The 12,489-nt window shown below is 44.8% G+C and carries 9 protein-coding genes; 2 read left to right on the plus strand and 7 right to left on the minus strand.

Annotation, left to right across the window (positions count from 1 at the left end):
- The first annotated feature begins 13 nt into the window (after positions 1-13).
- A complete protein-coding gene (locus B3V56_RS14265) occupies positions 14-937 on the plus strand; it encodes an EAL domain-containing protein (RefSeq protein WP_289282483.1) in 924 nt (307 codons plus the stop codon).
- Complete coding sequence (locus B3V56_RS14270; protein ID WP_289284454.1) at positions 916-2,844, plus strand: sensor histidine kinase; 1,929 nt, start codon at positions 916-918, stop codon at positions 2,842-2,844. The genes B3V56_RS14265 and B3V56_RS14270 overlap by 22 nt, the downstream gene beginning before the upstream one ends.
- Here the strand turns inward: B3V56_RS14270 and B3V56_RS14275 are convergent.
- The 7 genes from B3V56_RS14275 to B3V56_RS14305 form a co-directional block, all read right to left on the minus strand.
- On the minus strand, positions 2,798-4,024 hold the full coding sequence (locus tag B3V56_RS14275; protein WP_286305234.1) for a sensor histidine kinase: 1,227 nt from the start codon (positions 4,022-4,024) through the stop codon (positions 2,798-2,800). The two genes, B3V56_RS14270 and B3V56_RS14275, sit on opposite strands and share 47 nt — an antisense overlap.
- A 70-nt stretch (positions 4,025-4,094) precedes the next feature.
- Positions 4,095-4,766 carry a response regulator transcription factor gene (locus B3V56_RS14280; RefSeq protein WP_289283529.1) on the minus strand — a complete coding sequence of 224 codons (672 nt, stop codon included), beginning with the start codon at positions 4,764-4,766 and terminating at the stop codon, positions 4,095-4,097.
- A 2-nt stretch (positions 4,767-4,768) separates the two neighbouring features.
- Complete coding sequence (locus B3V56_RS14285) at positions 4,769-7,897, minus strand: efflux RND transporter permease subunit (RefSeq protein WP_289284455.1); 3,129 nt, start codon at positions 7,895-7,897, stop codon at positions 4,769-4,771.
- Complete coding sequence (locus B3V56_RS14290) at positions 7,894-9,063, minus strand: efflux RND transporter periplasmic adaptor subunit (RefSeq protein ID WP_289283579.1); 1,170 nt, start codon at positions 9,061-9,063, stop codon at positions 7,894-7,896. Before B3V56_RS14290 ends, B3V56_RS14285 begins: the two co-directional genes overlap by 4 nt.
- Entirely contained in the window at positions 9,060-10,394 is a 1,335-nt protein-coding gene (locus tag B3V56_RS14295; protein WP_289283578.1) for a TolC family protein, read from the minus strand. Before B3V56_RS14295 ends, B3V56_RS14290 begins: the two co-directional genes overlap by 4 nt.
- Positions 10,395-10,508: 114 nt before the next feature.
- Complete coding sequence (locus B3V56_RS14300; protein ID WP_289283577.1) at positions 10,509-11,711, minus strand: multidrug effflux MFS transporter; 1,203 nt, start codon at positions 11,709-11,711, stop codon at positions 10,509-10,511.
- Positions 11,708-12,223: a MarR family winged helix-turn-helix transcriptional regulator gene (locus B3V56_RS14305; protein WP_289243869.1), complete on the minus strand. Its 516-nt coding sequence runs from the start codon at positions 12,221-12,223 to the stop codon at positions 11,708-11,710. Before B3V56_RS14305 ends, B3V56_RS14300 begins: the two co-directional genes overlap by 4 nt.
- Positions 12,224-12,489: the final 266 nt, after the last annotated feature.

The raw sequence follows: 12,489 nt of genomic DNA on the forward strand, positions 1-12,489 counted from the left end.
CCTTGAGCATAAAGTGATTGCTCAGGCGGTATCCGCGCAGCTCACGCCCTCATTAAATCACAGTCCTGAGCGTTTATTAGGTCAGTTGGAGAGTCATTTATTACGTTTACGCACCACAAGTAGTAGCCATTTCCACCATGTCTCTCTCGATAATGAGGCCATATTTTCAAAGCATATCCGTTTGTTAAATGAGTTTAATCTTGGTCTCACCAGAGATGAAGTACAGGCTTATCTACAGCCTAAAGTCAATATGAACACAGGAAAACTGGTTGGCTTTGAAGCCTTGGCACGCTGGTTTAAACCGAATGGTGAGATGGTGCCACCTGGTGTTTTTATTCCTATCGCAGAGGCTTCAGGATTGGTTGAGCAACTCGATAGAGTTATCTTATTAAAATCCTGTTCAGCCATAAAACAGTTAGAAGCGGCCGGAATTCAGGTACCCATCTCCTTTAATGTCTCATGTCATGAACTATTATTAAGTGATTTTTCCAGTTCCATCCTCGAGGTTTTAGCCGCCGAAAATGTGGCTCCACAGCAAGTAGATATGGAGATTACCGAAACCTTGGCAATGATAAATTATGAAGAGGTTTCCGCCACATTACGCAAGCTGATCCAGCTAGGCATGGATGTCAGTATTGACGATTTCGGTACTGGATTTTCATCCCTGTCACATGTCACAGAATTAGCAGCCACCACACTTAAGATTGATAAATCTTTTGTGCAGTATCTCGGTGAAAAATCTTCTTCTGAACATATCGTGGATATGATCATTCGGGTAGCTACACGCTTTGGTATGAAAGTCATTGCTGAAGGGGTGGAAACAGCATTACAAAGAGATAAGCTTATTGAGTTAGGCTGCACCATTGGACAAGGCTATTTCTATGCTCGGCCTATGCCCATTGATGAGGCAGTTAAATGGGCAATGGCGAATTCTTAGCCACGAATGAATCGGCCTCTTTTCGTGTGCCATATGTTTTCAGATATGTATGGCGCAGCTTAATCCTTATTTATATTCCTATTTTGGGGCTTGCTGGTTTTTTCAGTTATCACATTTATTGGCATATTTTTGAGTCCAACTACCAGCCTTATTTTGAATCACAGCAAAGCAGATTGGACAATGCTGTGAATACTTTCTCGCGAGAGCTGGGCCATATCCATCAGCTGATTCGCTTACTTCGTTACAACCAACAGTTTGAAAAAGCATTGCAAGCTGGTATGTCGATTGATTATCAGTCATTGGAAAATGTGTTTACTGATTTTTCCAACGCTTCTTCTCATATTAGTCAATTGAGATGGCTCGATGAAAAGGGCGTTGAAAAGCTGAGAATGAACATATCTGATAAGGGGGTGATTAAGGTTGCTCCTGAAGCATTACAAAATAAATCGAAACGGCAATATGTGAAGGCAGGTATGAGATTGGAACCGGATGAAGTTTATATCTCTGCCATTAATCCAAATATTGAAAATGGACAAATCGTATTACCTCTCGAAAAAACAATCCGAGCCGTCATGCGAACAGGTAAGCAGGATGGCCTACATGATGGCGTGCTTGTCATTAATTTTCTGTTGAATGACATGTTTGAGTCATTGAATCAAAAGCAAGATAATAAACTGCGTATTATCGATAATGAAGGTTATTGGGTGATGCACCCCAACCCTTCGATGGCATTTCGGTCCTATACTGACTATCTTGTCAGAACAGAACGACTATTAAGCCAGGCAGTGATTAAGGGCATACTTGATCAACGGCAATTACATAACTTCATTCACGGCTCAAGATTAATAAGCTATAGCGTGATAGATATCGGTGAAAATGGCCCAGATAACCGGCATCGTCTATTTTTTATTGATAGCTCTGCACCTGATTTATTAGGTTCCCTAAAATACAGGGTTGCCCTGATTGTATTTATTCCGACCGTTTTAGTGCTCGTTGTTCTGTTATTTCTGATTGGGCGATTTCTTTACGATGGTCGTAAGCAATATGATTTATTCAGACAGCTGGCTGTCGAGAAAGAAGCATTAGCCAAGTCTAATCAGCAACTGCAACTGGCATATGAGCAACAACAGCAAATGCAGGATACCCTGGTTGAGCTACGTAAACTATCGTCAATGGGGATGATGGTGGCCGGTTTAGCACATGAGCTTAATACCCCGCTTGGTGGTGCTGCCCTGACATTATCCAGCCTTGACTCTGCACGTGAGCAATTACAACAGGCCATGAGCGATGGCTTGAGAAAGAGCGAATTAGAAGATTATCTGACCCATTCAGCTGAGACCATTGCCTTGGCCAGGAAAAACATCGCTAAAGCGGCGGAACTTGTGAAGAGCTTTAAACGTTTAGCCGTTGATAGACACACGGATGAACCAACGGAATTTGATTTGATGACGGTGATAAATGATGTCGCCACCACGTCTAAGCATAGATTGAAACAGCAGCACATCCATCTGGATATCGTGGGACCGAAACAGTTAGTGATACAGAGTTACGCTGGTATTGTTTCGCAGTTATTCGAAAACCTTATTAGCAATGCCATTTCACATGGGTTTGCTGGACGTAATAATGGACATATCCACATTGAAGTCATACAGACGTCTATGAATGATAAATCTGTCAGTGTGTCTGATGATGGTCATGGGATTGATGTCGAGCAGCTGACAACGATTTTTGATCCCTTTGTGACAGGGGCGAGGGGAGCCGGTCATACAGGATTAGGGTTACATCTCTGTCATCAGTGGGTGACCCAGGTGTTAAAGGGATCGATTAGCGTGAGTTCTGAACCTGGTCAGGGTACGACGTTTATTGTGTTACTTCCTGTTGATGTGGATTCATCGTCACAATCGTAAGGGTCACATAGTGTCCGTCAGGATTCACTTGGTTTTGATATGGCCAGTCCAATTTTTTACACAGTTGCTGCGTTAGCTGCAGGCCTAGACCAAACCCTTGATCATTTTCAACACTCTCCTTGTCAGATGGCGAGCTTTGGTTACGGATAGTGACTGTATGTTTGTGTTGATGAATTACCACATGACCATCCCAGGTATGCTGGAACGCATTTCTTATTAAGTTACCGATAATGATTCTGGCTGCCGCGGATGATGCATATAGCGTCGATTCAGTCGTTTCAACTTTGACATCAACGGGTTTGTTCTTCAGCAAATAACGCATTTCATCAACAAGACTATGAATCAGCTCATCGAGACGGAAATCTTGTTTTGCCAGAGACTCTGTTTCTTCTCGGTTCAGCCATAACAGGGTTTCACATAGATGTTGCATAGTGAGGCTAGCACGATCGATGCGTTCAATAATGTCTTGTTGTTTTTCGTTGAGGTCAGCGGGCTGTTTCTGCTGCAGTTTATGTATTAATTCAATATTGTTACGAATAACACTGATGGGGGTGCGTAATTCATGACTGGTATAACGCAAGAAGTTTTGTTCTCGCTCCATAGCCTCATTAACGGATGATAATGACCCTTGAATTAAGGCGGCCATCTCGTTGAGTTCGGGATAAGCAAAGTCAGGAGGCGGGCGTTTTAATGTCTCTGGGGTCAGTTCATGTGTCCATGTGGTCAGCCGGGATACAGGCTGTGATAAACGCTTCATCAACAACCAGGTCAATAAGGCCAGAAGTAGGGTGATCCCGATACTCAAGGTAATAATAAACTGGCGGTTTTGTCTGGCATTTTTTCCAACCAAAGGAGAAGCATCCGCTTTGGTAAAGGGGCGGCTGATAAAATAGTCTTGGTTCTGAATTTTTAACTTAATAAGAAAGTACATCACGCCAGAGCCGCGCCCTGTCTCGCCACGTTGGTAATGTTTCTGCAAAGCTGCATAACGCTTTGGCTTATTGAAATATTGCTTGATCGTAGGAGATTGCGCCTCCCAACTGCGAGTAATGGTATAACCATCAGCATAAGGCGCCTGGTGACTATTCTGTTGAGCACGTACATACTCTTCTGCAGCATTTTCCATATTGGCTGAAATAATATTATCCATGCCTCTGAAAAAGAACTGGATACTGAGCATAGAATATCCTGCCACTATCGTTATCCCCAGAACGAGGAAGGCTAATGCAATGTAAAATTTAAGACTCAGTTTAAGTTTCATTTCTTAAGGCAAATCCGTGACCGGGAATGGTGTGAATTAAATTTTTTTCAAACGGTGCATCAACAGCTTTTCTTAAGTGAAACATATGCACTTTCAGGCTATCACTATCTGGTGGTGTATCGCCCCAGACAGCCGCTTCCAACTTTTGTTTAGCCACTACATCGGGATAAGCGCGCATCAATGCTTCCAATAACTGCCAGCTAGTGGGCGACAATTTCAAACTCTGTCCACTACGTGTCACCGTTTTTGTCTGAAGGTCCATGATGAGATCATCACACTGTAAGCGTTGTACTTGGCCACTACGACGTCGTGATAAGGCTTGAATGCGCACAATCAGTTCATCCAGTTCAAATGGTTTGACCAGATAATCGTCAGTACCGGCATTAAACCCTGTGATTTTGTCACTGAGCTGATCACGGGCGGTTAGCATAAGAATCGGCACGTCATAGCCTTGTTCACGTAACTTTTCACAGACCGTCAATCCATCCATTCTGGGTAGGTTTAAATCCAGTAACAGCACATCGTATTGATGTTGTTGACTAAATTCTAAGCCGGCAAGGCCATTGCTGGCATGATCACATTCAATATTTTCAAGGCTGAGATAATCAATCACTGTTTCTGCCAGATCCAGATCATCTTCGACTAATAACACATGCAACATGGCTAGTTTACTCCGGCTGCTTTTGTGACAGCTTTTCGCTTAAATACGTGTATAACGTCATGTTGAATCAGTAATAAACTGGGTATCAAAATCAATGTGATGACGGTGGCAAACATAATGCCGTAGCCTAAAGAAACGGCTGCAGGAATTAGAAATTGTGCCTGGCGAGATGTTTCACTGAGCAAGGGCATTAATCCGGCAAAAGTCGTGACCGAGGTTAATAACACGGCTCGCAAGCGACTCCTACAAGCAATACTGATGGCTTGTTTAATATCATCATAATCGTGGCGAATATCGTTAAAGCGGGAGACCAATAACAAACTATCATTCACCACTACGCCACTTAAGGCAATGATGCCGTTGAGCGATAAAATGCCCAAGGTCAGATCGTTCATCCAGTGTCCTAGAATGGCACCCACAATACCAAAAGGAATCGCGGTCATAATCAACATAGGCTGGAGATAAGAGCGAAGCGGAATTGCTAGCAACATATAAATAACTAATAAGGCAATCAATGATACATGGACCATCGATGACTCTGTCTCAGCCTGCTCTTCAGCCTCTCCGGCAAAATGGATATCTAATCCAGGATATTTTCTGACCAGATCAGGCACCATATTACTCTGTAGTTGAGCGACCAGCTCAGTGGTAGATAAGCTGTCTTTATTCACATCTGCCGAAATATAAACGGCTCGTTTTTTATCAATACGAGTGATGGAATCCCGTGTAAAGCCATAGCTGACATTAGCGACACTGGATAAAGGCACCACATCACCATTGGGCGTTCTAACACGCGAGTTTAATACATCGGCGGCATTCTGACGCTCATCTTCGGGATAACGTACTTTGACTTCTATCTCGTCACTATTGCGCTGATAGCGCTGTACCACTTGCCCACTGAAGCCTTGTAATATTTGTATCGCCAGATCGTTTGTCGTCATGCCTAATGCACGCCCTTGTTGATTTAACGACATATGTAGCTGTGGTTGGCCTGGTTCGAGATTATCATCTATACCACTGATCGCAGGAATGCTTTCTATCGTACGTTTAATCTCGTTCCCAGCCATTTCCAGAATCTGATCATCATTCGCCCGTAACTCAATTCGCAGATCATCAACAGGACCATGTCGGGTTCTCACACTGACTGTTTTGGCGCCTTCAGGTGTCCCAACGAGTTGCTGCCAATGACGGCTGAACGTCGTAATGTCATAAGGCGCACTGGGTTTGAGTTCAACAGTGACAGTGCCGGCCTGGTCGCTGGAAGACAAAATCTGCAGATTGGCGATATCACCATTCCCGCCAAGTTCTTTGTCGGCCTGGTAGGCGAGTTGTTCCATCAAGGCCAGATCGTTATGCGTCAGACCATAGCTCGCATCATTCTGCATGGTCAGCTGAGCACGAACGGTATCGCCTGGGATGGATGGGAAAAAGCTCATTCTCACCATGCCTGTCATGGGCATCGACATAACAAAGATAAATAAGGCGATAAATAACACCGCCACCGCATAGCGTTGTTCAAGTGCATAATTGATGGTGGGGCGATAGCAGGTCTGATTAAACCACTGCAAACCACTGTCCATGGTATGTTGAATCTTATGCCAGATTTTGAGTAAGCCATGTTTGCTTACTTGTCGGCGTGTGTTCAGATGAGCCAGGTGAGCAGGCAAAATTAATTTGGATTCGATAATCGATAAAATCAGGCAGATAGTCACTACGGCTGCAAACTGAGCGTAGAGTCTGCCTAAACCGCCTTCTAATTGTGAGAGGGCGTAAAACGCAGCAACTGTAGTGAACACACCAAATAATGTGGGGACAGCAACAATCATCGTGCCTTTTATCGTATTTTCTATGGTGTCGCCTTCCTTGGACCTGACATCGTAAACGGATTCACCCACTACAACCGCATCATCGACCACGATGCCTAAGGCTAATAGAAAGCCAAACGTGGTGAACTCGTTGAGGGACAGTCCCATAAACGCATCCCCCATAAAGTAAAGGGTGCCAAAGAAAATAAAGGGCAAGCCCATGGCCACCCAGAAAGCAACGGTCAAATTCAGGAATAATGCCAGCAAGATAAACACCATCACGATGCCGGTAAACGCATTTTTAACTAATAATTCCAAGCGCTGTTGTATGGATTCGCTCCGGTCATACCAAGCTTCAAGCTTCACGTTATCGGGTAGCTTGCCATCTTCCTGCCATGATTTAGCGACTTTTTCAGCCGCCTCCACCGTGTTAGTGATGTCATCCAGGCCGGTGGTTATGACCTGTAAAGCAATGCTGTCTCGACCCTGAAAGCGAGCTAAGACGGATGTGGTGTCATCATAGGTGTCATTAATTTTGGCGACTTCACCCAGCAGCAACTGATTACCATTGGCGAGTGTTAATAGAGGGATATCGGCAAAATCTTCTTTCAAATAAGCCTGTTCAGATGCTTTTAGCTGTAGATAAACCGCTTTATTACGCAGAACAGCGGTCATCGTATTGGAAGAACCTGCATTTATCGCTTGTTCAACATCCGATAGAGTCAGCCCATAGGATTGCAGTTTGCCATCATCTACTTCGATGGCCATCATCGGATCCAGCCAACCGGAAATGTTGACAGAACTGATATTAGGGTTAGCTATCAGATCCGTTTTTAAGTTATAGGCAAGTTGTTGCAGGCTATGCCTGTCGGTATCACCGTAGAGTTGCAGCCATAGTGAATGCTCTTCCCGTTGGGCTTTCTCAATAACCGGGTTTTTGGCATCGGCGGGGAAAGTCGATATGGCATCCACTTTCGTTTTGACATCACGAAGAAGTGTGTCTAAATCATACTCACTCTGCTTTTCAACGGTGACTGTTACGCCGGTGCCCGTTGATGTACTGGTAATCCGTTTAATACCAATAACATCTTCCAGTTGCTCTTCTATTTTGATGGCCAAACCTTCTTCAGACTGTTTGGCTGAACCACTGTCGTAGGAGACTGAAATGGTCAGTGAGCGGGGATCCATGCTTGGAAAGGCTTCTTTTCGCAACTGACCAGATTCAAGCACACCCAACATAATGACCAGAATCATTAATAAATTCGCGGCCACAGGATTGGCCGTAAACCAAGCGATGATGCTGCTTGAATAGGATTTCTTTATCATGACTGTGACACCTCAACAGCTGTCACAGCCATGCCTTCAAGATAACTATTTAAAGGGCTGACAAGTACAGGAACCGTGGCATTTGCTAGTGACTCAGGAGGCGCGATATAGATAGAACCGCGGCTTGAAAAGAGCGGGCTGGTACTGAATTTTTTCAGGGTGTTATCAGCTGATACATACCAGACTTCACCGCGTTGACTTAAGGCGCTGGTTGGCAGTTTCCACACGCCTGCAATATCACGACCTTCAATGTGGGCCTCTACAAACGTGCCGGGAAACAAGGCTGGTTCAATATCTAAAGGTTTATCGACGGCAATGATCAAACTGCGTTGACGAGTTTCCTGATTAAGACTTTGTTCCGCTCTAAGTACATAACCTTGCCAGGAATACGAATTCTCAACACTCGTCACCGTGACCGGCCATTTACCACTATTCAGCACAGACAAACTGGGGAGATTGCTCCATTCTTGAGCAGATAAAGCCACAGAGATTTCTACGTGATCGGTACTGTATAAGGTCGCGACTTCAGTGCCAGTCTGAACATAACTGCCAGGGGACACTAAACGTTCAATAATAAGTGCGTCAAAGGGCGCTTTAATGGTTGTTTGAGCCAGATCCTTTTCAGCCGCCTTGAGATTGGCCTCGGCTTCTTTCACCGCCGCTTTGGCGGCAGCCAGTTGTGGCTTACGCAGCACCAAGTCTGAGTCTGGTTCTCCTTCAAGTCCTGAAGATTGCCACTCACTCAAGGCTTGCAGACCTTGACGTTGTTCTTCTAATAAACTGACTTGGGCAGAGCTTAAGGCTTGCCGCGCACTCTCCACAGCGGCCTGATAATCACTATTTTCAAGCTGGGCCAGCAAGGTCCCTTTTTTTAAACGTCGACCACTTTCAAATTGTTGGGATATATCATCAATCTGACCGCTTACCTGGGCTGTAAGCGTGATATTGAAGTGCGGACTGGCCGCACCAAAAGCACGCACTGCTGATGCATAACTGCCTGGTGTCGCCATCATCACGGATACATCGGGGCTGGGCAGTGGTTCTTTTTGCACAGGCATTGGCCTATTGGCCTGTGCTGCTGACAGATGTTTGACCACTAAAACAGTGACAAACAGAATGCCACAAGCCAGGATGAACAGAATGATTTTGGGGAAATGACGCTTCATGGTGTGGTTCTCAGGCCGAGTGCTAAGCCAAGATTAATCCGGTTAATCAGGCGTTGATAAATAAGGTTATCCAGAGTGGCTTCCAGATTGTAAGTTTGTTGCTGTACAGTCAGTAAATCCAGAATATCGACCAACCCCGTTCGATAACTTGTCTGATACTGCTCTAAGCTGTTTTGTGCACTTTTTAATGCATCCGCAATGTGCTGCTGGCGGGTTAACAGATTTTGCTCCAGACTAAGATATTGCTCGACTTCATTAACGGCTGTTAATAAGGTTTCACGATAACGCTGATAGCTATAGGCCTCATTTAATTCGGCTTCCTTAGCTGCTGCACGTAATTGCCCACCTTGGTAAATAGGCGCTGTCAACTGAGCGAGTAATGACCAGAGTGGTGACCCCATTAATGCCTGATGAGGAGAAGAGGCCGCATCTTCAAGAGCGGCACCAATGTCCAGGCTTGGTAAAAGTTCTTTATAGGCCACTTCAGTGCGTAGCTGGTCTGCTTCAATAGCGATGTAGGCCGCCTGTAAGTCGGGGCGACGTGCTAAAGTTTGTTCGGGTAAATCAGCCCAGGCCAGTTTGACTTCTGGATAGCTGGCTGGCGCCTCAATATCGGCAGTGTTGGTCTGTCCTAATAGTGTCTTTAAGTCTCGTTGTTGCTGACGATAATCTTCCTGAAAGGCAGCAAGGTTGGCCCTTGATTGGGCACTGGAGCTACGGGCATTATCTAAATCTTCCAATGTGCCAATACCGTTTCTGTAACGTTGTAAGATATAGCGTTCATTTTGTTCCAAGGTATTCAAACGCTGCTTTTCTATGGTGATGGCATGTGACGTTGCGGTGAGGTTTAGCCAGGCTTTCATGACCTCTGCACTTAAACTATCACGAGCTGCTTGATAGAGCAGGGCTTGCTCGTTCACGTCCTGAGTGGCTGCCTGGCTATTGGCTTTTAACTTACCCCATAAATCAGCTTGCCAGCTGATATCGATACGACTGGTAAAATTATCATCAGCGTTCTCGCTGCGCGTTGCGCCTGCTGCAGCACTGATTTGTGGTTGACGAGCTGCATCGGTTTGCTGCAATTGCGTCTGACGAATTCGCAGTGTTAACCAGGTTTGTTGCAGGGTGGGGTTATGTTGGATAGCTGTTTCTACCAACTGATTAAGTTGCGCTGAAGCAATCAGGCTGTTCAATGATATAACGGACTCAGCCTCATCAGATTGTGACCAGGCGGGCAGAGTTTGCTCTTGTTGTATCTTTGTTTGGTAATCAGGGCTGGCAGACATAGATGCACAGCCTGACAGCAGCAATACTGCATTCAAGAGTGTCATTAGGATGCATTGTCTGTTACGAACTGACTTCACGTATACCTCGGAGATGATTAATTTACTGCATAACTAAGCTAGCGTTAGCAAAAGCATAAACGGCTGTCAGTTAACGCTGGGTTAAGAATGGTTATGTGTTGGTGATGGCTGACCGTATTGCAGCATGGTTCTGACGAGAGGACCTATGAGCGCACAGGCAAACATAATGACCACCATAGGCCATGGTGTACCATCACCGAGTAAACCCACTAATGAGCCACTTAATGCACCGGCTGCAAAACCAATGGAACCCAGTAAAGCTGTCGCGGTGGCGCTGTTTTGTGGAAAAAACTCTACCGTGCTTGAGGTTGCATTGGAGACAATTAAGCCCATTGAAGCGATAAATAAAATTAATAAAATCACCATAATCACTAGGTTGGGTTCTGTTGCCAGGCTGACATAGGATAATAAAATCAGGCTGGTCAGGACTTGTACCGCTTGTCCTAAGCTTAATAAAAATTGTGGTCTGTAATAGTGTAATAAACGAATATTGAGACGGTTCGCCAGCATCATGCCAATCACATTCAAACCAAACAGAAATGGATAAACGGTCTCGCTGATATCAAAGTAGCCCATGTAAACTGATGGTGAGCCGGTGATAAATGCAAACATACCCGCTAAGGCAAAACACTGAGAAAAGATAAATCCCAGTGCACATCGATGACTAAGTACCATAGCGTAGCGTTTGAACATACTGGTTCGTTCGGTGGCTTTTTTCCGTGTTTCAGGAAGTCGCAAGAACAAGGCTGTACCAATGCTCAAGCCATAGACCAGTAAAAAGACAAAAATAAGCCGCCAACCACTGAGATGCAGAATGATCATGCCAATAAGCGGGGCCAATAACGGTGCGAGCATCATGATCACCGCCATATTAGACAAGTGTCGGGCACTGTCTTTGCCATGACTTAAATCACGAATAACAGCGGCAGCATTCACCACAGCCACACCACCGCCGATAGCCTGGATAACCCGAAACAGCCAAACGCTGTGAATATCCTGACTGAAAATAATGCCAAGTGTGCCGACACAAAAAATGCTTAAACCACTCCCTGTCGCTGCTCGACGTCCAAAATGATCAGAAAACGGTCCACCAAAAATTTGGCCGATGGCAAAACCTGCCAAATAGAGGCTCAATGATATTTCAGTATCATGAATGCTGGTGGCTAAATCCGAAGCCATTTGCGGGATCGCAGGCAAATAGGCATCGATAGCAAGAGGCGTTAGCGCCGTTAGTGCTGCCAATAATAAAATCAGTGCCTTTGTTGGTGATACTGTTTGGTTCATGATTGTTCAGTTGTTGGTGAGTCTACAGAGGCAAGCGTTGTTTTAAGTAAGTTCGCCAATAAGGTTTTATCTTTGCCTGAAACAGAGGCTAATAATGTTTCCAGCAATGAAAAGTGTGCCGGATACACTTTATTAATGAGTTTCTTGCCATGAGGGGTTAGGCTCACCAGTACTTTTCTTCGGTCCTGCTGACAGTGTTGGCGCTGTATAAGGGCTTTTTCTTCCAGCTTATCAAGACGACTTGTCATCGCACCTGAGGTGAGCAACATACTTTGGTAGAGCTCTGAAGGTGTCAGGTAGCGTTTATTTTCGCGTTTCAAGGTAGCAAGAACATCAAACTCGCCAGGTTTGAGCGCAAATTCGCGGTGAAGTTCGCCGACTTGCTGTTCGATTGTTTTCGCCAGACGTAAAACACGACCGATAATTTTAATGGCATCCAAGTCAGTATGAAGACCTAACTGCTGCCACTGAGCCATGATGAGGTCGACTTCATCAAATTTTTTTCCCGACATGGGTGTATCCGATTCAGAATGTAATTTTATCTTAACATAAAGATAATTAATGTTAAGATAATTTATTCCACTGTTTTTAAAGAAGAATCTCAGTGGTTGTGCTGGGAATTTTTTCCTGAAATTGGCGTCTGTATTGATGCAAGGTATCCAAGCCAACTATAATAATGTTGATCGCAATGATCAGAAGGATGACAGGATTAAATTATAATCGTGTTTCATCACGCAGAACATGCCGTTCTGATCTCACTTACCGTATTCGGCTATGA

Source organism: Methylophaga sp. UBA2513, from assembly GCF_002341285.1.
Taxonomy (GTDB): Bacteria; Pseudomonadota; Gammaproteobacteria; order Nitrosococcales; family Methylophagaceae; genus Methylophaga; species Methylophaga marina.

Coding starts and splice junctions, on each gene's coding strand:
- B3V56_RS14285 (WP_289284455.1), bottom strand. CDS start 7,897: ATGATAAAGAAATCCTATTCAAGCAGCATCATCGCTTGGTTTACGGCC.
- B3V56_RS14290 (WP_289283579.1), bottom strand. CDS start 9,063: ATGAAGCGTCATTTCCCCAAAATCATTCTGTTCATCCTGGCTTGTGGC.
- B3V56_RS14270 (WP_289284454.1), top strand. CDS start 916: ATGGGCAATGGCGAATTCTTAGCCACGAATGAATCGGCCTCTTTTCGT.
- B3V56_RS14300 (WP_289283577.1), bottom strand. CDS start 11,711: ATGAACCAAACAGTATCACCAACAAAGGCACTGATTTTATTATTGGCA.
- B3V56_RS14295 (WP_289283578.1), bottom strand. CDS start 10,394: ATGACACTCTTGAATGCAGTATTGCTGCTGTCAGGCTGTGCATCTATG.
- B3V56_RS14280 (WP_289283529.1), bottom strand. CDS start 4,766: ATGTTGCATGTGTTATTAGTCGAAGATGATCTGGATCTGGCAGAAACA.
- B3V56_RS14275 (WP_286305234.1), bottom strand. CDS start 4,024: ATGCTCAGTATCCAGTTCTTTTTCAGAGGCATGGATAATATTATTTCA.
- B3V56_RS14305 (WP_289243869.1), bottom strand. CDS start 12,223: ATGTCGGGAAAAAAATTTGATGAAGTCGACCTCATCATGGCTCAGTGG.